A 23,022-nucleotide genomic window follows, 5' to 3' on the forward strand; every position below is an offset into this window, starting at 1 on the left:
CCTCACGGTCGGAGTGTAGCTCAGCCTGGTAGAGCACTGTCTTCGGGAGGCAGGGGTCGGAGGTTCGAATCCTCTCACTCCGACCAGATTTACAATTAAATTACAACATCTTAACCTCCCTTGCGGTAAGGGAAAGCGTTTTTGTCGCGTGCAAGTATTGCACGCCGTTCCAACGGTTTTTATGATTCCGTCATGACCAAGAAATATGTCCAGTATCGAAAACGAACACGCACGGACGGTATTTGGGAAATCGTTTGGAATGATCCTAAGACCGGCAACATACGAAGACAGAGCTGTGGCACTCGCGACGAGCACGCTGCCGAAAGGAAGCTTGCTGAGAAAATTCTCACAGGCGACGTTGTCCCGCCAAACGTTGTGACTATCGGCTATCTACTGGAACGCTATTTCCAGCACCTAAAACGTCGGAAAGCGGCGAACACGATCGTTCCAATGAAGTCTAAGGTGGAACGCCTTACGGACTACATGGGAACCCTGAAATGGGAGGTGTTCGGCCAATCCGATGTTGAGAACTATATCGATCATGCCAAGTCTCTGACTAGATGGGATCGCGGTGGAAAACCGCTTAGCGAAGGCACAATCAAAAAGGACCTGCAAATACTCCGCTCCGCTTTGAGGCATGGCCACCTGCACAGGATTGTCCCCACGGAAACACGCATAGAAATCCGAAACCTCACTTCTTCGCAACGTACCGATTGGTTAGACAGGGCGCAGATGGAAAAGGTGCTCCAGTGTTGCGCCAGTGATGAGGAGCGCAATCATATCTATGGCTTCCTTGTAATCGCTCTGGCGACTGGTGCCCGCAAGGAGGCGATTTTTGAATTGACTTGGGATCAGGTTTACATCCCAGAAATGGAAACCGAATTGCTGGAAGTTGAGCCATCCCCAGTCGAGCGCGACGGAATTTTTTCCCTGCCAAACAGGGCCTACCAAACTGTAGTAACCAAGAACAAACCGCTCAACTGGGACACAGGAGAGGTCGTTAGTGGAGCGTATATCGACTTTGGTAAAGGGCATGGAAACAAGCGCCGACCTCAAATACCGATTAGCCGGAAAAACGGGCGACTGATGCACTACCTGTTGTTTTGTGGGGATCGCAATCAGCCCTATGTAATCTCCTACAATGGTAGGCCTATCAAGACAGGCATCAAAAAGGGGCTGGAGGCCGTTGGGCTTGAAGCAGGCTTGCCTTTCAAATTAACGCACCACGTATTGAAACGAACCAGCATTACTTGGATGGTCAGAAATGGAATTTCTTTTGACATCATAGAGCGGTTGACCAACACGACAGTCGATACACTCAAAAGACATTACAGTCAGCATACCCCAGATTTGGAAGACGCGCTTGGGGACACGTTTTCAATTTAGAATATCTCAGCCCGCCAAAGTGCTTGACGGGCTAAGATAGCCTCCAGTGGAAGCCCTAAGCAGAGTTCAAGCCGTTGGGCCAAATCGTGTCTTCATACCAAATCAAAGCTCTTTCAATCAGACAAAGATGTTCCCGCGTAACATCCCCTTGAAACAGTATGACAAACTCAAAGTCATCCAGGCCGGCTTTCTGCATTTCTCGCTGGAGCCGACAAGCCCCCCCGTGAAAGTGTTTCATATGCGACCTAATTCGTTCCGTCGGGCAGTCTGAGCGACCATAATATTTCAAGCCAGTTGACTTTTGTCGTATCAGGTAGATGCCGCCACCGCCTTCGTACCGCAGTCGAGTAGAAAGTAGTGCCCTCAACAGACAATCCTGCGAAACATATCCCATAACAAGATTTCGCTTCCGCACTCTGCCTTTAAAGCCTTGCTCTGAAACGGCAGGTTTGTGTGGCGAACTACAATAAACATCACTCAAGTCTGTGAAGAACTTACCCCACAGAAAGTGGCATATCGATGGTTTCGGAAAAGAAGTCATTTTGTCCTCATCTTTAAGAGCGTTTTGGCGATGAGGGCGATCACACGGTCAGTTTGGGTTACACCGTGAAATCCTCGCTTGAAGTAGTAATAAATGAGCGGATTTCAATGGCTGAACTATTTGGCAGCGGTATTCCATCAGATTGAGCATGGATGTTTTTCGTTAGGGTTTCTCCTGCCCTCAAAAACATTTTCGGACATCCTCCCCCAACCCCTTGAAAACAAACGAGAAACAAAATCGGACATTCACCAATGTCCTAAAACCCACCAAATCGGACATTGACCCGATTCCCGAATCACCCCCGGTAAAATCGGACATTCGACCGAATCGTGACATTTATATCACACATTCCCCAATGTCCGAAAAAGTTGGGTGGTTTTCTGACACCCGATTCGCCCCTAATAATCTTTACAAACTTTGCAAAATCCCCTAAATCACTGATAAATAAGCCAATATTATCGGACATTCAGCCACAAATGTCCGATTTTACCACTTTTCGGACATTGACCAGCACCCCAAGGCCGCCCATTGTTTCGGCGAACATTAAGGTTCAAGATCACGCTAAAGGCGTGTGACCGTTGAGTATTGAAGATTCTGAAGTGACGACGTTCGGAGGCAAAATCTGTTTTGATTAACTGGAGGCAGGGGGGATGGACAGGCAGCTTAAATCGCTGGACTACTCGAGAAATTTCAAACCAGTTTAGAGAGAACGCGGCGCTTCGGCGAGTCAGGTACGGCGCTGCCCATCGTTCAATACGTTGGCTATTTTCCATTCGCACATTTGGTAGGTTTGCCTTCACCTACATTGTGTTCGATGCCTTGCTTGCCCTCATTGAAGCCTCTCCACTTCGGCATTCTTTAGAGGCGGCGACCGAATATGTTTGGGGGGCGAATACGAGCTGGTTCGAAGCGAAGGTGCTAATTAGTCAACTTTCTAGTTACTTGATTACAACTCAAGTGGGCATCTTGGGTGTCGTATCATTAGCCCTCGCTTTGATCACGCTAATCGCACAACGAGAGAACAGCGCGACGGACATTCAGGTTTACTACCATGAATCCATGGCGTTTGAGATTTTTGCTAGCAGCCTTGCGCTTCTGGCTATACTCGTCCTGCAGCTCACCTGGCCTTTGCAATCCTTAGTTCACTACCTCGGGTTTGGATCTGAAAGCTCAGTTTTTGAGGCGACTTTACTGGGCGCGCATTTTGCTTGGCTCCTAGTTAATCTAGGGGCAATTTCACGATTTGTTTCAACAACATTTAGCTTTGTTCAGCAGTCGGCACGTGAGCTTCATCGTGAAAGATACACTGCCAATATCATTCAGCCACTTGAGATGCGGCGGTATCTACGCAATCAACTGTATGCGCTCACTGGTCACGATCTGACCACAGCAAGTGGCAGCAACAATGATCAACCTAGTGCCGTTTTTGGAAGTGACTACGGAAACTTGCATGCCGTCGAAATTGAAAGCACGTTTCGAACTCCTGTACTACTTCACGACGTACGCATCATTTGGGTTCGATGGGTTTTGCGACGCTGGGTAAATCGTTGCAACAAGAAGATCGAAGAAGATTCCAGCCAAGATTCGAATGACGCCCTGTCACAAGGGCCACTAATCTCTTTCTCGCCAAATATCGATGTTACCATTGAGGGAAGGGTGGCTTGGTGTCGACGTAGGGGAGGCGTGCCACTGACCAGATTGGAGAAGTTTGTTCTGCGGCGAGCTTTCCGTTTCAAGAGGGTCCGGTCCAATGCCTGAAATGCCTCAGCCTAACAAAATCTTGGAAGAATTAGCGGATAGAGCTGCATCGCAGATCGATCGACAAGCACCCGTTGCGTTCGACGCCTCTTACCGTGAAATGATCAAGTACCATCGTTTTCTATTGGCCATCAACGCTTCGAGATCAGCGGATGGCGTAGCTATCAACTACGCGGAAATCGCTGGAACCGAATGGCGTGCGCCGCATGAGATTTGGGTTGGACAGTATCGTAGACTGTTTGAGCGGGCTGCTTCACGAATACCGGACAATGGAGATTTCATTCGGTCTCTCGCATACACGCCAAGTCGACTGCTGCCAAGTAAAGGCGATCCTGAACTCACACCCAAGGTTGTAGATGCCATTCTAGATCTTGGGCCAATAATGGTTCATAGGCTTGAGGCTTGGGTCACCAAACGTACGACAATAGAGCCACCTAAAGGTGAATCTGCAAAGCCGCGACTAAGTTTAGCAGGATCGGATCTGAACGCGTATCAGAGCGTTCTACCCAATATCGTTGGGGCTTGGGAAAGCTTAACTCTTCACGTTTCGCCGATGTTTGGTTGGGGCGCGCGATCAGAGCAAAGCGAAGACGAAGCTTGGTCTTCATTTCAGAAGAGCTGGCCATTTCTTTGGAAGCACCTGACGAACACAGCCTACAGTCTCGCTGTAGCTGTTTGGAACGAAGACGAGACCGCTCAAAAGCTATTTGGGGAGTCGCTTGTCCGATGGTCAAGTGACTTACGTCATAACTTCAGTGGACACTATTCGTTCCGCCGTAAGGAAGTTCTGTTTCCAGATGTCTTGCCATCTGAATGGGGTGAGGCACGAGAACAAGCTTGCAAATACACATTCGACTATTCGGAGCCTCCTACACCTGATCAAGTCTTTTGGGCAATTATTCAAAACGTTCGCGATGATGTCGTTTTGCTGACCGCCACCTTAATGTTGTTCTGGACGATCCAAGAAAAGCAATCTTCCAACATTGGAGAGCAAGCAGCTAGGGCTTTGCTGAGGCGGGAAGGTGACAGCCGATCCACTCGTCATACAGATGGTGCCGATCCGAGCTTCAAGTCGATATTTCTTAACTTCATTCGACACGGACTGTCAGGTGATCGATTCAATGAAAGTGGTTACGCTGGCAAGCTAGAAAGCCTTGTTAAAATGCTCGACAATATGACCGAGCGAACGATAGTCCCGGGACGAATTTACTCGCCGTCGACAATCCAGAGCAGACACAGTCTAGGCTGCTCCGTGGTAGGGATTCTCTTGGCAAGTGTTCCCGAGAATGGAGATGGAGGAGTTGTACGCCTACTGGGCGCTATAGCCAAGGAAGTAGAAATCCTCCCTCAGGGAGACGAGAGCCTGCGAGGGTTGATCAGTGAGCTAAATGATTGGCTTTCGCTACTGCAAGAGCCTGCCAATTGGCAGGAGATAGGTGCGCACTTACTTAATCCCAAGAAAGACACTGCCAAGTCCGTGGAAAGCCTGCGAGGTATTATTGAGGCAACCGTAAACGTGATTGAGGAAGTCCGCCGAGAGCGTATTGAGCAGCTTCCGATCAACGAACAGCAGTTGGAGAGTTTAAGGTGTGCGGTCGAACAGGCATTGTTGAATGAACCTGCCGAAACACACTTCTTCCACGATGTTGAAGTTGGGGCATCGATTGACGACGGCGGCGCAACGAGGCGGGAAGTTGCTTTCAATAAAATTTCCAAAGCTGAACTAACAGAGCCGCCAATGGCATCGCTCCCAGTAAACTTTGAAGAGTGGTTTGTTTCGAATGTGAAGCGTGAAGCAGGCAATGGAGTTTGGAACGATTTTTGTAAGAGGGATCGCACGCAGGTGACGGTCAATGCACCGGTCGAAACCGAAGACTTTTGGCGTGAATTGTCACCTCTAATCGATCAAGTGGGCGAGGAACCAGTTTTGGTTGTTTCGAATGCGGCGCAAAGCCGACTGTACGACTTGGTATATTCGGACGATGGTAGCCAACCACAATTGAGAATTGAACAATTGCCTCGCGGACAACGTCACGATTTCTATATCGCAACCATCGAAGGGGTTGACGTTTGCGGATCAGAATTTGAGACGGGGAAATCTTGGCTCTTTTCTGCCCGAACACTTAGAAAAGTCAGCTATACAAAGACCACTGAGGATGGAAACTACGCCGATCTATCGTTTGAACTTGTTGACGATTTAAAGGTGGATATGCGAGTTGGCTTTCGCCAGAAGTTTGCTTGGGACGCCTCCCCAGTATTTGAAATTCTCGGACCAGATCCAGAGGAGGTCGGCGCAGTTCCGGGGGAGCAGCAACTTTAAACATGTCACACATCGCGGCGATCCATGCGCGCCGAGCGATCTGCAAGAATGGTCACACCTGTTTGCCCGCTGTTTGGGAGTTACTACGACGGTGCAGGCTGCTAATGCGTTTTCTCTCAGTTTGTCAGTACCTGCACAAACTTGCACGCGAATCACTCAAATTCCCTGAATTTTATGGAAATGGCGTGCAACTAAATGACGTAACCAACTGAAATTTAACGAGACCCCAGTTTTCGGGAGGCAGGGGTCGGAGGTTCGAATCCTCTCACTCCGACCAATGAAACAAGGTCCCTGACGGGATCTTTTTTTTGGGGTTCAAGTATCGATTCGGGTGGAGCGTCCGATGAAGAGCTGACCCGGTCAGTTCAGATCCTGCAACAGCCGCCCGTGTTTGCGGGTCTGGGAAATGACCTGACCGAAGTTTTTGAACCCGCGCGAGGCCAGCATAGGCAGCATCAGGCAGAGGACCTCGGCGGTGGCCTGGGCGTCACCCAGAGCGGTGTGGCGCAGCTCTTCGGGAATGGTGACCCCGAGCCGGTCGCAGAGCGCGTCGAGCGTGTGGGTTTCCGAAGCGCCAAACAAGACCGCTGACAGAAGCACCGTGTCGAGGATGGGGTGGGTCCAATCCAGCCCCGAGCGTTTGCCGTGGCGGCGCAGGAAGGCCATGTCGAAGGGCGCGTTATGGGCGACGATGACCGAGTTCTGCGAGAAGGTATGAAGATGCCCGGCGGCCAGGTGAATGTCAGGGGCATCGGCGACCATGGCATCGCTGACCTTGTGCACCTTGGTCGAGGCGGGCGGGATCGGCATGCCGGGATTGACCAGCTGGTCGATGCATTCGCCGGGAATGATCCGTCCGTTGACCACGCGGACAGCGCCGATCTGGACGATCTCGTCCTTGTTGGGTTGCAGGCCGGTGGTTTCGGTATCGAACACCATGTAGGTCAGCGCGTCGATCGGCGTATCCTCTATCGCGTGTTCCGAGGCTTGTTCACCGAGGTCGAAATCATAGATCAGCGGGCGCGCGGCGTCGGCGTCAATGCTGGCATGGGTGTCGTCGATCAGCAGCATGTAGCCCGGGGCGTGGGCAAGAGGCTTGAGGCGGGCGTCGAAAGTCAAACGGCCCTGAGTGCCGCGGGCGGTAAGTGAGACCTCGGCGCCGCTGGAATGCATTTCAGCATGGGCCAGCATCACGTCCTCTTCGCGGAAATACTCGAAGATCGAGGCGTTGAGGCGGGGCACATGGACTTGTCCCAAGATCTGAGCGGCCTGACCGTCATAGAGGGTGATCTGGTGGGCTGCGTTGACCAGAACCATGGCCATGGGGATTTCGGTCAGAAGGGCGGTGAGGCGCTCCTTTTCCGCCGCGAGACGGGCGGTCTCGGACGCAACGGCCTCGGCGGCGTCCATGGTGGATTGGCTGAGTTGGCCGGTGACCGCCTGGGTTGCGGGGGCAAGATCGCCGAGATAGCGTGCCTCGTTTTCGTTCAGTGCGACGTCAACCCCGGCATGGGCGCGGGTGCGCATGGCGGCGGCAAGGCGTTCAATCGGTTTGGCAACGTTTTCGTCGAACAGCAGCCAGATGCCGGCGCTGACCCCCAGAAGGCCAAAACCCGAGAGGATAGCGGAGAAGATGTAACCTGAGGGGTCGCCACCGGTGCGGCGATGGCCGATGTAGAGCGCGCCGGTGACGATGGCGATTCCGGCGAGCGCGAGGAAAAGGAAGAAGAGGAAGATGCGAAGGCGGAGGCTCAGTTTGGTCAGCATCAGCTGCCTCCGCAGATATTGGCGAGGATCGCGTCATCGGCGGGGACGGTAGCCCAGTCGGCGCCTTTAACCGTGCCGTCCGCGGCAAAGCTGACCCCGTCCGTGAGGGCCGCGCGGCGCGACCCCGCGCAATCGGCGAGTACCGGGATCTGATGAACCGGGGACCAACGGCCAAAGAGGTAGATATCGGCCAGCTTGTGATCGGGCGCGTTGTCATGGGTTTTGACCGAGGCTTCATCGAGGGCGACGAAGCGTTCGACGTAAGGCCGGGCATAGGTCCAGGGGCGATACCAGGCCTGGTTTTCAACCGTGTCGATGATCACCACGTCTTCGGGAAGGTTGGATTTGGTGCGAGGGAACCAGCCGTATTCGTTGCCGATGGTGGTGGCGATCATGGCGGCGCCCGCCGCGACGGGCATGGCCCATTTCGGCAGGCGTCCGCCGGTCAGCTTGTTCAGAAGCAGCACGATGCCCGCACCGGCAAAGCCGGCAAAGATCGTGGCGATCAGTTCGAGAAACATGTGGTCTCCTCCTCTTGACCTGTTCGGTCAGTGTGGGCGGCGGCGGGCGTCCTCCTTGCCCGTGATCCGCCGCCCGAGATGTCTTAGCTCAGCGTGCCGCGCCCGTGGCCGATGGCCGATTGCATGGTTTTCACCACCACGAAGGCGTCACGCAGGTGGCTGCGGTCGAAATCGGACAGTGCCGCAGGGGGCAGGAAGTTGTCGGGTGCATTTCCCTGTTTGACCAGCGCGGCCTGATGTTCCAGCCGAGTGTCAGCAATCAGGTCATAGGCGGCCAACAAGTCCTGCGCACCGGATCCGCTCAGAACACCACTGTGTTCGGCGGCCTCGAGCCGCGCACGGGTATTAACCTCTTCCAGCCGTCCCTGAAGCGCATAGATGCGAGCCAGATCGACGATGGGCACGACGCCGTTGTGTTTCAGATCAAGCGTGTTCTTGTGTTCGCCCGAGCGAATGGTGGCAAGGCCACGCAGCAGGCCCAGCGGCGGCATGTGCTTGAGCGAGTTCGACACCATATGGGCGACAAAGATCGAGTTCTTGTTCGCGGTCTTGAGGGTTTTCTTTTGAAGGTCTTCGAACAGGCCGAAATGGCCGCCAATCGGGCGCAGGTCGAACATGACGGAAGCCAGCATTTGCGCCTCGGGGTTGGGTTTGCGAATCCAACCTTGGAAATAGGCCTTCCAAACGCTGACGGGTTGGCACCAGCGCGGGTTCGTCGCCATCATGTCGCCGGGGCAATAGACATAGCCGCAGGTATCGAGCCCGTCGGAGACGAATTTGGCGAGGTCGGCGAAGTAGCCCGTGCGCTGTTCCTCGGTGACGGAATCGTCAAGGAACAGGCAGTTGTCCTGATCGCTGACGCCAGTCTGTTCCTGGCGGCCTTGCGAGCCGCAGGCGAGCCAGAGATAGGGCACGGGCGGCGGGCCAAGTTTTTCTTCGGCAAGCGTCAGCAGACGGCGGGTGGCGGTGTCGGCGATATCGGTGATCAGGCGGGTGACGACCTCGTGCCGATTGCCACCAGCGACCAGTTGCACCAGCAGCTTGGGAATGCGGGCTGTGACCTCGGCCATTTCCTCGGCGGTGTTGGCCTGGGCGATTTCGCTGACGAGCTCGGCGGAACTGACCGCCTGATAGCGGGTCAGATCGGTCTGGGTCACGATGCCGACCAGCTTTCCAGCTTCGACGATCGGGATGTGGCCGATACGGTGTTCCATCATTGCGTGAAGCACGTCCGAGCCGATGGCGCTGGGCGGCAGTGTGAAGGGGTTCGCGGTCATGACGTCTGCGACCGGGGTTGAGACTGGCAGGGCGTCGGCCAGAACCTTGTTCGACAGGTCGCGGGTGGTGAGGATGCCGGTGAGCGCGTCCTGTTCGCAAACGCACAGCGACGAGATACGTTTGTCGCGCATCAACGTGGCAGCGTGTTGGACTGTGTCGGCCGGAGCGCAGGTCATCGGCACATGGGCCATCAGGGTTTCCACCAACGAGGTGGTAAGCGAGCGTTCCTGCGGCTTGCTGGACCGGGTGCGGTCGAAGAAATTGGCTGCTGCTTCGTACTCTTCAATCAGCCTGTGAAAATGGATCGGTGGCAGAACCAGGAGGATACAATGCTCATCGGCGCTGGCGCTGGTGACGGCAATACCATCGCGCAAGAGACCGCGTTCCCCGAACGAGTTGCGCATGCCCAGATGCGAGACCACCACATCGTTTTCGTCCCGGACTTCGACCTGACCCGAGTAGATCAGGAAAAGACCGGGCAGTTTTTCTCCCAGGTCGTAGATCGAGAAGCTCGTCTCAACCTCCCAAGGTTCAAAAAACGGGGCGAGCTCTTCCACCGCGGGCGGCGGCAGGGCGTCATAGGGGTGCACCGATTTCAGGAAGCGGATGATTTGATCTTGGGTAAGGGGCATGGGAGTGACCTTGGGATTCAAAGTAAAAAGTCCTGCCCGGTGTGCACCGGACAGGACCAGATTGAAAGAGGTCAGGTGGCCGCATTGGGCCACCCGGCCATGTCACGATCAGTGATCCTGAGCGGCACCTGCGCCACGCGGAACGCGAACGCTGTGCACCAGATCCTTGATCTCTTGCGGCAGTGGCTTGGTCATGCCCGACACCACGTAGGCGACAGCGAAGTTGACCGCAGCACCGATCGCGCCGAACGAAGTCGACTTGATCGTGCCCAGAAGCGGGTCAGCATCGGTGAAGCTGTTGGTGCCCGGAATGAAGAGCCAGCCTTTGTGCAGGAAGATGTAGACCAGGGTCACGGTCAGACCGGCCAGCATCCCCATCACGGCGCCGGTGTTGTTCACCTTCGTAGAGAAGATGCCCATCATCAGAGCCGGGAAGATCGATGCCGCCGCCAGACCAAAGGCCAGGGCCACGGTTTGCGCCGCAAAGCCCGGAGGATTGAGACCCAGGTAGGTCGCAACCGCGATGGCAACGGCCATAGCAACACGTGCCGACAGCAGTTCGCCTTTTTCCGAGATCTGCGGGTTGATCGCGCCTTTGATCAAGTCGTGGCTAACCGCCGACGAGATCGCCAGCAGAAGGCCAGCAGCGGTCGACAGCGCAGCGGCAAGACCACCGGCAGCCACCAGACCGATCACCCAGCTGGGCAGGTTGGCGATTTCCGGGTTGGCCAGCACCAGGATGTCACGGTTGAACTTGGTCAGCTCATTGCCTTCCCAGCCTTTTTCCGCGGCCATTGCCTGCATGTCGGCGTTCTTGTCGTTGTAGTACTGGATTTTGCCGTCGCCGTTTTTGTCTTCCCAATCGAGAAGGCCGGTTTTCTGCCAGGTTTTCATCCAGTCATACTGCGGCTCGCTATCGATCTGTTGGACCGACACGGCTTCGCCGCTGATGCCGCCGTTCGGCCACATCATTTCCGAGATATTCAGGCGTGCCATGGCACCAACAGCCGGGGCCGTCAGGTAAAGCAGCGCGATGAACACCAGGGTCCAGCCAGCCGACCAACGTGCGTCCGATACTTTGGGCACGGTGAAGAAGCGCATGATGACGTGGGGCAGACCTGCGGTACCGATCATCAGCGACAGGGTGAACAGAACCATGTTGAGCGTATCGGCGTGGTGCGCGGTATACTCGGCGAAGCCCAGTTCGGTGACGATTGCGTCGAGTTTCGCCAGCAGAGGCTCGCCCGAGGCGGCGTGATCGCCAAAGAGACCCAGTGCCGGGATCGGGTTGCCGGTCAGTTGCAGCGAGATGAACACGGCCGGGATGGTGTAGGCCATGATCAGAACGCAGTACTGCGCCACTTGAGTGTAAGTCACACCCTTCATGCCGCCGAACACAGCGTAAGCGAACACAACACAGGCACCGATCAGAAGACCGGTTGTGTTGCTGACTTCGAGGAAGCGGCCAAAGGCCACGCCAACGCCGGTCATCTGACCGATCACGTAGGTGGTGGACGCAACGATCAGGCAGATCACGGCGACGATGCGCGCGGTCTGGCTGTAGAAGCGGTCACCAATAAATTCGGACACGGTGAATTTGCCGAACTTGCGCAGGTAGGGTGCAAGCAGCAGCGCCAGCAGGACGTACCCACCGGTCCAGCCCATCAGGAACGACGAGTTGTCGTAACCTGTAAAGGCTATGAGGCCCGCCATGGAGATGAACGAGGCAGCCGACATCCAGTCAGCAGCCGTTGCCATCCCGTTGGTGACGGGGTGAACGCCGCGACCCGCGGCGTAAAATTCCGAGGTTGATCCGGCACGAGCCCAGATCGCGATGCCGATGTAGAGCGCAAAAGACGCGCCGACAAACAGCAGGTTGATTGTAAACTGATCCATCTGTCCCAGATCCTTATTCTTCGTCTACGCCGTGTTCACGGTCGAGCTTGTTCATCCGGATGGCGTAGAAGAAAATCAGCGCCAGGAAGACAAGGATCGAACCCTGTTGGGCAAACCAGAAGCCCAGATCGGTGCCGCCGACGGCGATGCCGGACAGCATCGGGCGCAGCAGGATGCCGAACCCGAAAGAGACCAGCGCCCAAATCACGAGGCTGATCAGAATGATACGCACGTTGGCTGACCAATATGCGTTGTTGGATGAGTTATCGGACATGTGTCCTCCCCCTATTCCCAGTTTCCTCCAAGGTGGCGCGGCTCATCCACGCCACCACTTCCCTGTTACGCAATCGCTGCTTGCACGATTGTGTTCAGTCCGTTTGCGATGGCGGCTATGTCGCCCATCGCATCAAGGCGCTTGAGGGCGCCCTTTTCGTCGTAATAAGTGATCAGCGGCGCGGTTTGCGCGTGATAGGCTTCGAGCCGCTGGGCCACGGTTTCGGCGTTGTCGTCGGCACGGCGTTTCATCTCCGTACCGCCGCATTTGTCACAGGTGCCGTCCTTGGCCGTCGGTTTGAACGTGTCGTGATAACCCTCGCCACACGACCCGCACGTAAAGCGGCCCGAGATGCGGGTGACCATTTCGCTGTCCTGCACTTCAAGGCTGATCGCGGCGTTGATCTTCTGGCCCATGTCGGCGAGCAGCGTATCAAGCGCCTCGGCCTGGACCGTGGTGCGCGGAAAGCCGTCGAGGATCACGCCCTTGGCGCAATCGTCCTCTTGCAGGCGGTCGCGCAGGATGGCGATGACGATCTCATCCGAGACCAGATCACCGGCTTCCATCACGGCCTTGGCGGCCTTGCCGGCATCGGTACCCGCGGCCACGGCGGCGCGCAGAAGATCACCGGTCGACAACTGCACCAGACCAAACTTGTCTTCCAGCATGCGGGCCTGCGTGCCCTTCCCGGCGCCGGGAGGGCCGAGAAGGATCAGAACGGGGGCGGCGGTTGTGGTTGTTCCGTCCATAACGCTTAGCCCTTGTTCATGCGGTTATCGATCAGTTCGTCCACGACCGACGGGTCGGCGAGGGTCGAGGTGTCACCAAGCGCGCCGAAGTCGTCCTCGGCGATCTTGCGCAGGATGCGGCGCATGATCTTGCCCGAACGGGTTTTCGGCAGGCCGGGGGCCCACTGAACCAGATCAGGCGAAGCAATCGGACCGATTTCCTGACGGACCCAGGTGCGCAACTCCTTGCGCAGCTCTTCCGAAGGCTCGACGCCGTTCATCAGGGTGACATAGCAATAGATGCCCTGACCCTTGATGTCGTGCGGGTAGCCAACAACAGCGGCCTCGGCAACCGAGGCATGTGCGACCAGCGCGCTTTCGACTTCGGCGGTGCCCATGCGGTGGCCCGAGACGTTGATCACGTCATCGACGCGGCCGGTGATCCAGTAATCGCCTTCTTCGTCGCGACGGCAGCCGTCCCCGGCAAAGTAGTAGCCCTTGTAGTCCGAGAAATAGGTTTTCTCGAAGCGCTCGTGATCGCCCCAGACGGTGCGCATCTGGCCAGGCCAGCTGTCTTTCATGCACAGCACGCCTTCGACCGGGTAGGTGTGGATCTCTTCGCCTGACGTGGGTTCCAGAACCACCGGCTGAACCCCGAAGAAGGGTTTCATCGCCGCGCCGGGTTTGGCCGCGTGGGCACCGGGCAGCGGAGTCATCATGTGACCGCCGGTTTCGGTTTGCCACCAGGTATCAACGATGGGGCAGTTGCCTTTGCCGATCACGTTGAAATACCAGTTCCAGGCTTCGGGGTTGATCGGTTCGCCCACAGTGCCCAGCACCTTGAGGCTGCTTAGATCGCAGCTGTTGACGAACTCGTCGCCCTGACCCATCAGCGCGCGCAGTGCGGTGGGGGCGGTGTAGAACTGGTTGACCTTGTGCTTTTCGCAAACCTGCCAGAAACGGCTGGCATCCGGGTAGGTCGGTACGCCTTCGAACATCAATGTGGTGGCGCCATTGGCCAGCGGGCCATAGACGATGTAGCTGTGGCCGGTGACCCAGCCCACGTCGGCGGTGCACCAGTAGATATCGCCATCGTGGTAGTCGAAGGTGATTTCCTGGGTCATCGAGGCCCAGACGAGGTAGCCGCCCGAGCAATGAACGACGCCCTTGGGCTGACCGGTCGAACCCGAGGTGTAGAGGATGAAGAGCGGGTCTTCGGCCCCCATCTCTTCCGGCGGGCAATCGTCGCCGACTTTTTCCAGCTCTTCATGCAGCCAGAAGTCGAGACCATCGCGCCATGCAACCTGATCACCGGTGCGCCGCACCACGAGGCATTTGACCTCGTCGACGTCATGCAGCAGGGCCTGGTTGACGTTGTCCTTGAGCTTGGTTTTGCGGCCACCGCGCGGCGCGGTGTCGGCGGTGATGACGACCTTGGCGTCGCAACCGTTGACCCGCGCGCCCAGAGCGTCGGGTGAGAAGCCGGCGAAAACGATCGAATGGATTGCGCCGATACGGGCACAGGCCAGCATGGCGTAGGCGGCTTCGGGGATCATAGGCAGATAGATGATGACCCGGTCGCCCTTGGTCACGCCCATCGACTTCAGGACGTTGGCCATGCGGCTGACCGAGAGGTGCAGATCCTTGTAGGTGATGTGCTGGGCCGGTTCGGTGGGATCGTCGGGCTCGAAGATGATCGCGGTCTGATCGCCACGGGTTTCAAGGTGACGGTCGACACAGTTGGCGGCGACGTTCAGGGTACCGTCTTCAAACCACTTGATGTCGACATTGCCGGGCTCATAGCTGGTATTCTTGACCTTGGTGAAAGGCTTGATCCAGTCGATCCGCTTGCCATGTTCACCCCAGAAGCTTTCTGGGTCGTTGACCGAGGCGGCATACATCTCTTCGTATTTTGCAGCGTCGACATGCGCGTTCGCAGTGAACGCGGGTGCCGGGGGGTATGATTGATTGTTTACGGTTTCGTTCGACATTGGGGTCCTCCTACCTACAGCCCAAAGTGACCCAGCGTCAGGGCGCCGTCCAAAGCGCGAATTAAGCAGTGTCACAAACTTTCCGGGATCATAGGGATTTTTGAAAAAAAATTGATAAGTTAGTGGATTTCAAAAGGAATTTTGTAAAATCGTTTTCGGTAATTCGATCAGATATGTAATAAAATTTACATATTGTGTGAGATGCCCTTGAAAAGAAGGAACTTTGAGATTGGTGGATTTTTGGAGTTTCCGTGCACGTCAGGCAGAAAATCTGCGTCGAAAATATGCGCCAGGGCACTTGAGCAGGGTGCGGCAAATTGCTTCAGTATACATTTGCATGCATCGAATGCCGTCAAGCGCGTTGACCGATTCCCCTGCAGGAACGACAACCCGATCCAATTGATCGCCATGAGAAGGGCGGTTGCGGTATTGGCTCCAGCGTCGGCTCTTACAGGTACTGCGCCCTGGGTACGTAAGGAAATCTTTGGGATAATGCGGATCAAACCGGTGCTGGGTCACCATTCCGCGGTCTGGAAATCTCGCGGTTGGTCTGCGATGTCAGTCCTTGAACCAATCGAGGATCGCACTCTCGTCCGGGTTTACCGATTGGGCCAAACCGCCAGTGAAATCGTCAAACGCGGCCTTCCCACCCGCACCGACACCGACAAGCACCGGGATGCCCTGTTCGATGGCCGCGCCGATCACTGCGCAGAAACCGCGGCCCGAGGCCTCTTCTGGGCCGAACTTGTTGAGGATGAATAGCTCAGCGCCCTCGAGCGCACCACTTTCTACTTGCGCCACTGCGTCTGCGATGGCGCTGGGGTCAAGGCGACACGCGTCCGAGCCCACGCCCAGGTTCTGGGTGATCTGGATGTCGGGGCCGGCAGGCAGGACGCGGACCTTCATGTCGCAGCCGTTATCAAAGGTGCTTTCATGCTCCAGCACCTTGACGATCCCGGCCAGTGCATGGCCCCGATCACCCAGTTGCTGCGCAACGGTGGTCAGAAGCCGGTCGGTTTCGCCGCGCTCGGCTGAGTTGACACTTGCGATTTTCATGGGCCGTTCCCCCTTGGGTTACTGCGAGGCGGGAGCGCCGGACCAGTCCACGCCGCGTTCCCCGGTCAGGAAACCATCGGACAGACGGATGTCATCGTCAATCCGGCGGATAGACGCGGCGACATGATCGGCGCCATGTTCGCCATCGAGAAGACCGCGATAGAGGCGGCAGATCTCGTCAAAGCCTTTTGATTGCGGGGACAGGCGCAGGGCGGTGACCCCGACCTCTTTTAGCAGGTCGACCTGGTAGGCGGTGCAAGCGTGGGTGTCGGACAGGGTTTGCACGCCATTCATGGCAAGGAACGGTTGGTCTTCGAGCGTGCGCACGTCGAGGCCATCGGGATCATCCTCGCAGGCGAACTGGCAATTGTCCTTGGTCCTTTGGTGCAGGCGGGCGTGATAGCAACGACCCGAGATTGCCAGCGGCAGGCGGCCATGGCCCCAGACCTCGATGGCGATGCCAAGATCGGCACCCGTGCGGGTGAGGATTTCGACCGAGGCCAACGGTAATTCCGGTGGCAGGCAGACACGGGTGGCGCCAAGACCGGCCAACCACGTGAGTGTGCCTTCGTTGTAGACATTGACCAGAGGCCCGACCGAGAAGGCCGTGCCATTGGGCAGGTAGGCCAGCGCGGTGAGGTCGTTCACTTCGACCTCGACGCCCATCTCGGCCAGTTCGGCCATAAGTTTGCGTTCTCGTTTCAGGGTGATCAGGGCCAGCGAGGTCAGGGCAACCTGTTTGCCCGCCGCCAAAAGGGTTTCAAGGGCCGCGGGAATATGATCCTGGTAGAAGGGCAAGCGTTTGGAGCAAACCAACTCGCCCAAGGTAGCCCGCTCAACCGGGGCTTTGGCCACGTCGTCGTAGAATTCGGCCCAGCGGTCTGCTGGCCAAAAGAATTGGTTGGCACCAACAGTCAGCTCCATGGGCTTACCTCCAGGTTTTCTTGTAAGCGCCGGTGGTCATGGCCTGACCTTCCGACAGGCGGGCCAGCATGCCTTCGGGCAAGGGACGGCCAGCGTCGAGCGCATCGACGGCGGCGCGGAAGTTGCGCACCACTTGTGCCACGTAGGAACGAGAACGTTGACGGCCTTCGATCTTGAGCGCGGTGACACCAGCCTTTTGTAGCTGCGGCATCAGGTGTTCGGCATTGAGGCTGACAGGGTCTTCGAACAGATGACCCGTCTTACCATCGCTGCCATCGCTGGCCGAGAAGCAGCCCTTGCACAGCGTCGGATAAGGGGCGGGTTCATCGCGGCCCACGCGGTGGATGGTGTAGCCGCCAAGTTCGGCATCGAGAACACCGTCTTTGTCGCGGTATTCCACATGGCTGGCAGGGGAGCAGACACCGTTCATGTTGGGCGATAGACCCGTGGCGAAAGAGGAGAGCGAACAGCGCCCCTCGGCCATGACGCAGAGTCCACCGAAAACGAAGACCTCGGTTTCGACCTCGGTTTCGGCGTTGATTGCGGCGATTTCCGGCACCGAGAGGACACGGGGCAGGACCACGCGTTTGATCCCGAATTCAGCGGCATAAAAGTTGATCATGTCGGCATTGGCCGCCGCCGCCTGAACCGAGAGGTGACGGCGCAGGTCCGGGTGGTTTTGCGCGGCGTAGGCGAGAAGCCCGGCATCGGCGAGGATTACCGCGTCGGCGCCACAGGATTCCGCATCGGCGACGGCGCGATGCCACAGCGGTTCGGACCCGGCGCGGGGGAAGGTGTTGATCGCGACGAGAACCTTGGCGCCATGGGCGTGGGCAAAGGTCACACCTTCGCGCATCTCGTCGCGGTCGAAATTCAGGCCCGGGAAGTTGCGGGCGTTGGTTTCATCGGCAAAGCCGCAATAGATCGTATGTGCGCCGGCCTTGACGGCGGCGCGCAGCGAGGCGGGTGTGCCTGCGGGGCAGACGATTTCCATTACCATAGTTCGGCCTCTTCCGGTCGGGTCAGGCAAACGCCGGTTTGGCGTTCCGCCAGGGCAAAGGCCTTCTGCACCACTCCGGCAAGCGGCCCGGTAAGCCCGGAGATTTCCTGGCTCAGGTCCAATTCTGCATCATCCACCGCGTTGCGCAGCGCCAGCGCGGCGGCGGTGTCGCCCTCGATCACCAGATCGCGCGAAAAGAACAGCGCATCGCCGTCGAAGGCCCCGTGGACAAGACCCAAAAGCGCGGCCAGCGGCCCTGCGATGCGGGCGGTTCCGTCGCCAAGGCCCCGCGTGACGCGCACCTGCGGGGTGCCGCCATTCGGGGCAAGACAGATGACAAAGGGCAGGTCGGTAGGATCGAGAACGAAATGGGTATGCGCATGTTCGCCGAGGCGGCGGAACAGCGACGGGTGGGTTTTGGCAACCTGCCGCGCATAAGCGGTGAGCGCCATGGACAGGGGTGCCAACGGCAATGCACGCAAGGGCGGAGTTAGAAGCCGCGGAAAGCGCGGGATCGGCGGGGGGTCTTGGGTCAAGGGGTGTCCTTTCCCTTTGGGTCGCAAGCTTGCCCGGTCTTGGTAGGGCAGATTTTCCGGAGTGAAATTGATAATCATCAATTCGAACGGGGTTTTTGCTGCTAGGCAGTTCGGGAGCTTCAAGCCCGCGAGACTTCCCGTGAGAAACCTGCCGTCCTTTCCCAGCCTGCGGTCCTTTGTCGACTGGTGTGCCGACACTGATCAGATGCGTGCCGTTAAGGAGCCGGTTTCGGTGTGTCACCAGATGACGGCGGTGCATCGGCAGGTTCTGGAAGGCGGTGGCCCGGTGCTGCGGTTCGATCAGCCGGTGTTGGAGGGGGGCGACAAGTCGGCGCTGCTGGTGGTGGTTAACCTGTTTGGCACGACCGAAAGGGTGGCAGCGGGGCTGGGCGTGACGCTTGAGGGGTTGGACGAGCTGGGTCGGTTTCTGGCGGCACTAAAATCTCCCACGCCGCCTGAAGGAATGCGCGATGCGTTGTCCAGATGGCCAATGTTGAAGGCGGCGCTGGCGACCCGGCCAAAGGTGGTTAAAAAGGCTATCGTGCAGCAAGAGGTGTTCGAGGGTGATGCGGTTGATCTGACTGCCCTGCCGGTGCAGACGCATTGGCCCGGTGATGCGGGGCCGCTGATCACATGGCCCGTGGTGGTGACGCGAAGCCATGAAAGTGAGCAGGGGGATGTGAATGCTTATAACGCCGGGGTCTACCGGGCGCAGGTTTTGGACAGGAGCCGGGTGATCATGCGCTGGCTGCCGCATCGTGGCGGGGCGGCGCATCATCGAAGCTGGACGGCCAAGGGCGAGAGGACCCCCTGCGCGATCGTGCTTGGAGCCGATCCGGCGATGTTGTTGTCTTCGGCGCTGCCCTTGCCGGAGACAGTATCGGAGCTGACTTTTGCCGGGGCGCTGAATGGCGCGCGGCCACGGATGGTGAAGGCCAAGACCGTGCCGCTGATGGTGCCCGCCGAGGCCGAGATCGTGCTAGAAGGCTGGGTCTCGCCAGATGAGACCGCGCCCGAGGGGCCGTTTGGCGATCACACCGGATATTACAACCGGGCTGAACCGTTTCCAGTAATGGAGATCACCGCGGTTACCCAGCGGCGTGATCCGATTTATCTTTCGACCTATACCGGGCGGCCACCGGATGAGCCGGCCATCATCGGCGAGGTGTTCAACCGTTTGGCCCTACCGACGATCCGCGACCAAATCCCGGAAATCCGCGATGTCTGGCTGCCGCCCGCTGCGTGTTCCTATCGCATGGCGGTGATCAGCATCGACAAGCGCTACCCGGGGCAGGCGCGCCGCGTGATGATGGGGTTGTGGGGGATGCTGCCACAGTTCAGTTATACCAAGATGATCGTGGTGGTGGACGGTGATATCGATGTGCGGAACTGGGATGACATCGCCTGGGCAATGGCGACGCGGATGGACCCGGGACGCGATGTGATGACATTGGAGAATACGCCGATGGATTACCTGGATTTCGCCTCGCCCGAGTCTGGGTTGGCGGGGAAGATGGGGATTGATGCCACCACCAAGATTGGGTCCGAGACCAAGCGCGAGTGGGGGACGGTGATGGAAACATCGCCCGAGGATGTGGCCTTTGCCGCCGATCTGGTCGCCCAATTGGGGCTGGGATCATGAGCGCCCCGCGCGTGGTGCTGGGCGTGGCGGGGGCGTCGGGGGCGGCGTTGGCCTTGTCTGCGGCGCGGCAGTTGGCTGGAATCGGGGCCGAGATCGACCTGGTTGTCAGTAGGGCCGCTAAACGGACATTGGCCGAGGAATGCGGGGACGGAGCGTGGGAGGCGTTGGCGAGGTACGCTACTCGTGTTCACGGGATTGAGGATGTGGGGGCTGCGATAGCCTCGGGCTCGGTGCCTGTTGCAGGCATGATCGTGGTCCCCTGTTCGATGCGCTCGCTGGCGGCGATTGCGGGCGGGCTGGATGACAACCTGTTGACCCGGGCCGCCGGGGTGCAGTTGAAGGAGCGGCGGCGGCTGGTTCTGGTGGCACGTGAGGCGCCGTTGACGCTGGCCCATTTACGCAACATGACGGCAGTAACGGAGATGGGCGCGATCATCCTGCCGCCGGTGCCGGCGTTTTACCTTGGGCCTGTGCGGTTGCAGGACGTAGTGGATCAAATTGCCGCGCGGTCGGTTGATTTGCTGAGGCTTGCCGAGCCACTAGCCGCGCAATGGGAGAGCGGGATATAAGAGGTTCTGACAGGCTAATCCCGAAAGGACCGCCCATGCCCCTGGCCATCGTGATCAATGAATATGGCGACTCAAGCGTGCTGCAATTGCAGGAGGTGGAGGTCCCCGCGCCGGGGCCGGGCGAGTTGCGATTGCGCCAGTTGTCGGTCGGGGTGAATTTCCACGACATCTATGTGCGTTCGGGGCTTTACAAGACGCTGACCCCTCCGGGCATTTTGGGATGCGAAGCGGCGGGCGTGGTCGAGGCCGTGGGTGACGGGGTGAGTGATTTCCATGTAGGGGATCGTGTGGCCTATGTAACCGGACCGCCCTATGGTGCCTATGCCAGCCATCGGGTGTTGGCGGCTAACCTGGTAGTGCCGTTGCCGGACGGGATTGACGACGATCTGGCGGCTGCGGTGCTATTGCGGGCGTTGACGGTGGACATGCTGGCCCGGCAGGTGGTGCAGTTGAAACCGGGGATGAGCATCCTTGTTCACGCGGCGGCCGGTGGCGTCGGGCGTTTGCTGTGCCAGCAGGCGGCGCATCTGGGGGTGACGGTTTATGGGACTGTTGGATCGGAGGAAAAGGCCGAGATTGCCCGAGCTTCTGGCTGTGCCCATCCGATCCTTTACCGCAAGGTGGCGTTTGAAGATGAGGTGACGCGGTTGACCGAGGGTCGCGGTGTCGACGTGGTTTATGATTCCATCGGTGCTGATACCTTCGCAGGGTCGCTGACAGTGCTGGCTCCCTGCGGTCATCTGGTGAATTTTGGGCAATCCTCGGGACCGGTGGAGCCCGTGGCGATGTCCACGCTGGCCGAGAAATCCCTGACCGTGACGCGGCCGATCCTGTTTCACTATATCGGCGAGACTGAGAAAAACCGCGAGATGGCAGCGGCAGTGTTTCAGGGATTTGCCAAGGGGATTCTGTGGACAGAAGCGCCGACGGTGTTGCCGTTGGCCGAAGCGCATGCAGCACATGACCAGTTGGAAAGCCGCAAGGCCACAGCGGGTGTTGTGTTGAAACCTTGAGGTAAGTGAATTGGATATTGAACGGATTCGGGCCGAGACGCCCGGGGTAGCGCATTCGGTGCACCTGTTGGCGGCGGGGTCGTCGTTGATGCCGCAGGTGGTTGTTGATGCGATTGTCGATCACACGCGACTTGAGGCCGAGATCGGCGGGTACGAGGCCCACGCCCGGCAGAGCGAGATGCTGGACGGGGTCTATGACAGTGTTGCCCGCCATATCGGTGCGTCTGCCCACGAGATTGCCCTATTGGAGAATGCCACGGTGGCGTGGATGCATGCGTTTTATGCGCTGCCGCTGAAGCCCGGCAGCCGTATCCTGACCTGCGAGGCAGAGTATGCCGCCAACTACGTCGCCTTCCTGCAGCGGGCCAAGCGTGACGGGTTGAAGATCGAGGTGGTGCCATCGGATGCGACCGGGGCGCTGGATGTCGATGCCTTGGCCGCGACGATGGGTGATGATGTCGGTCTGATCGCCATCACCTGGGTTCCAACCAACGGCGGGTTGGTGAACCCGGCAGCCGAGGTCGGACGGATCGCGCGGGCGCATGGTGTGCCATACCTGCTGGATGCCTGTCAGGCGGTTGGGCAGATGCGGGTCGACGTGGATGAGTTGGGCTGTGACTTCCTATCGGCGACGGGGCGTAAATTCCTACGCGGGCCACGGGGAACCGGGTTTTTGTATGTTCGCGAGAAATGGCTGGCGAGTCTCGAACCGGCGATGATCGATTTCTTCGGGGCGCCTTGGGTGGAGGCTGATCGCTATGAGTTGCGCCCCGACGCGCGACGGTTCGAGACCTGGGAAAACGCCTATGCCCTGCGTGCCGGGCTGGGGGCGGCAATGGATTATGCCAATAAGCTCGGGATCGACGCGATCGAGGCGCGTATCCGGCATTTGGCGGGTATGTGTCGGACGGAATTGGTTAAGGTGGACGGGGTGCAGCTTCGCGACCTCGGAACAAACCCCTGTGGGATTGTCAGTTTCTCGGTCGAGGGGCGCGATCCGGGTGCGGTTGTCTCGGAGCTTGGCCGCGCGGGATTTGTTATCGGAACGTCCTTGCCGTCCAGCACGCGTCTGGATGCGGAACGGCGGGACCTGCCAGTCCTGTTGCGGATGGCACCGCATTACTACAATACGGATGCCGAGATAGAAGGCTGTGTTGCGCGGTTGGCCGAGTTCGTGCAGCGCTGACCCG

At 58.1% G+C, this 23,022-nt stretch carries 19 protein-coding genes and 1 tRNA gene; 8 read left to right on the top strand and 12 right to left on the bottom strand.

The window, feature by feature from the left end:
* Nucleotides 1-9: 9 nt before the first annotated feature.
* Nucleotides 10-86: transfer RNA gene (locus RXV86_RS12370), tRNA-Pro, on the top strand.
* 106 nt (nt 87-192) lie between these two features.
* Nucleotides 193-1,386, top strand: a complete 1,194-nt coding sequence (locus tag RXV86_RS12375; RefSeq protein ID WP_316300113.1) for a hypothetical protein — start codon at nt 193-195, stop codon at nt 1,384-1,386.
* Between the two features lie 55 nt (nt 1,387-1,441).
* Here RXV86_RS12375 and RXV86_RS22070 read toward each other — a convergent pair whose 3' ends face one another.
* A complete protein-coding gene (locus RXV86_RS22070; protein ID WP_367575561.1) occupies nt 1,442-1,927 on the bottom strand; it encodes a GIY-YIG nuclease family protein in 486 nt (161 codons plus the stop codon).
* Between the two features lie 807 nt (nt 1,928-2,734).
* Between RXV86_RS22070 and RXV86_RS12380 the strand changes: the two genes are divergently transcribed.
* Together RXV86_RS12380 and RXV86_RS12385 are read left to right on the top strand one after the other, a co-directional pair.
* Entirely contained in the window at nt 2,735-3,685 is a 951-nt protein-coding gene (locus RXV86_RS12380) for a hypothetical protein (protein WP_316300116.1), read from the top strand.
* On the top strand, nt 3,678-6,005 hold the full coding sequence (locus RXV86_RS12385) for a hypothetical protein (RefSeq protein WP_316300119.1): 2,328 nt from the start codon (nt 3,678-3,680) through the stop codon (nt 6,003-6,005). The genes RXV86_RS12380 and RXV86_RS12385 overlap by 8 nt, the downstream gene beginning before the upstream one ends.
* Before the next feature lie 360 nt (nt 6,006-6,365).
* On the opposite strand, the gene RXV86_RS12390 is transcribed toward RXV86_RS12385, so the two are convergent.
* From RXV86_RS12390 to RXV86_RS12440, 11 genes are all read right to left on the bottom strand, one after another.
* Nucleotides 6,366-7,772 (bottom strand): exonuclease domain-containing protein, encoded by a 1,407-nt coding sequence (locus tag RXV86_RS12390; protein WP_316300121.1) that lies wholly within the window; start codon nt 7,770-7,772, stop codon nt 6,366-6,368.
* Nucleotides 7,772-8,293, bottom strand: a complete 522-nt coding sequence (locus RXV86_RS12395) for a hypothetical protein (RefSeq protein WP_316300124.1) — start codon at nt 8,291-8,293, stop codon at nt 7,772-7,774. Before RXV86_RS12395 ends, RXV86_RS12390 begins: the two co-directional genes overlap by 1 nt.
* 83 nt (nt 8,294-8,376) lie before the next feature.
* A complete protein-coding gene (locus RXV86_RS12400) occupies nt 8,377-10,203 on the bottom strand; it encodes a DUF294 nucleotidyltransferase-like domain-containing protein (RefSeq protein WP_316300126.1) in 1,827 nt (608 codons plus the stop codon).
* Between the two features lie 108 nt (nt 10,204-10,311).
* Nucleotides 10,312-12,099: a sodium:solute symporter family protein gene (locus tag RXV86_RS12405; protein ID WP_316300129.1), complete on the bottom strand. Its 1,788-nt coding sequence runs from the start codon at nt 12,097-12,099 to the stop codon at nt 10,312-10,314.
* A 13-nt stretch (nt 12,100-12,112) separates the two neighbouring features.
* Complete coding sequence (locus RXV86_RS12410) at nt 12,113-12,373, bottom strand: DUF4212 domain-containing protein (protein ID WP_316300132.1); 261 nt, start codon at nt 12,371-12,373, stop codon at nt 12,113-12,115.
* 65 nt (nt 12,374-12,438) lie between these two features.
* Entirely contained in the window at nt 12,439-13,122 is a 684-nt protein-coding gene (locus tag RXV86_RS12415; RefSeq protein WP_316300135.1) for an adenylate kinase, read from the bottom strand.
* A gap of 5 nt (nt 13,123-13,127) precedes the next feature.
* Nucleotides 13,128-15,092 carry an acetate--CoA ligase gene (gene acs / locus RXV86_RS12420; RefSeq protein WP_316300137.1) on the bottom strand — a complete coding sequence of 655 codons (1,965 nt, stop codon included), beginning with the start codon at nt 15,090-15,092 and terminating at the stop codon, nt 13,128-13,130.
* 558 nt (nt 15,093-15,650) lie between these two features.
* Complete coding sequence (locus RXV86_RS12425) at nt 15,651-16,148, bottom strand: DUF2478 domain-containing protein (protein ID WP_316300140.1); 498 nt, start codon at nt 16,146-16,148, stop codon at nt 15,651-15,653.
* A gap of 18 nt (nt 16,149-16,166) precedes the next feature.
* Nucleotides 16,167-17,072, bottom strand: coding sequence for a U32 family peptidase (locus RXV86_RS12430; protein WP_316300142.1), 906 nt, complete (start codon nt 17,070-17,072; stop codon nt 16,167-16,169).
* Nucleotides 17,073-17,076: 4 nt separating this feature from the next.
* Nucleotides 17,077-18,066, bottom strand: a complete 990-nt coding sequence (locus RXV86_RS12435; protein ID WP_316300274.1) for a peptidase U32 family protein — start codon at nt 18,064-18,066, stop codon at nt 17,077-17,079.
* Nucleotides 18,066-18,524, bottom strand: coding sequence for an SCP2 sterol-binding domain-containing protein (locus RXV86_RS12440; RefSeq protein WP_316300144.1), 459 nt, complete (start codon nt 18,522-18,524; stop codon nt 18,066-18,068). The genes RXV86_RS12435 and RXV86_RS12440 overlap by 1 nt, the downstream gene beginning before the upstream one ends.
* A 223-nt stretch (nt 18,525-18,747) precedes the next feature.
* Here RXV86_RS12440 and RXV86_RS12445 point away from each other — a divergent pair, with 223 nt between their 5' ends.
* The 4 genes from RXV86_RS12445 to RXV86_RS12460 are packed head-to-tail and all read left to right on the top strand — an operon-like array spanning nt 18,748 to nt 23,018.
* Nucleotides 18,748-20,250, top strand: coding sequence for a UbiD family decarboxylase (locus tag RXV86_RS12445; RefSeq protein WP_316300146.1), 1,503 nt, complete (start codon nt 18,748-18,750; stop codon nt 20,248-20,250).
* The gene (locus RXV86_RS12450; protein WP_316300148.1) at nt 20,247-20,819 is read left to right on the top strand and encodes a UbiX family flavin prenyltransferase; all 573 of its coding nucleotides are present in this window, start codon (nt 20,247-20,249) and stop codon (nt 20,817-20,819) included. Before RXV86_RS12445 ends, RXV86_RS12450 begins: the two co-directional genes overlap by 4 nt.
* Before the next feature lie 35 nt (nt 20,820-20,854).
* On the top strand, nt 20,855-21,832 hold the full coding sequence (locus tag RXV86_RS12455) for a quinone oxidoreductase (RefSeq protein ID WP_316300150.1): 978 nt from the start codon (nt 20,855-20,857) through the stop codon (nt 21,830-21,832).
* Nucleotides 21,833-21,842: 10 nt separating this feature from the next.
* Nucleotides 21,843-23,018, top strand: a complete 1,176-nt coding sequence (locus RXV86_RS12460) for an aminotransferase class V-fold PLP-dependent enzyme (protein WP_316300152.1) — start codon at nt 21,843-21,845, stop codon at nt 23,016-23,018.
* The last annotated feature ends 4 nt before the right edge of the window (nt 23,019-23,022 follow it).

Origin of the sequence: Aliisedimentitalea sp. MJ-SS2 (assembly GCF_032586155.1) — a bacterium.
Lineage (GTDB): Bacteria > Pseudomonadota > Alphaproteobacteria > Rhodobacterales > Rhodobacteraceae > JAWHTC01.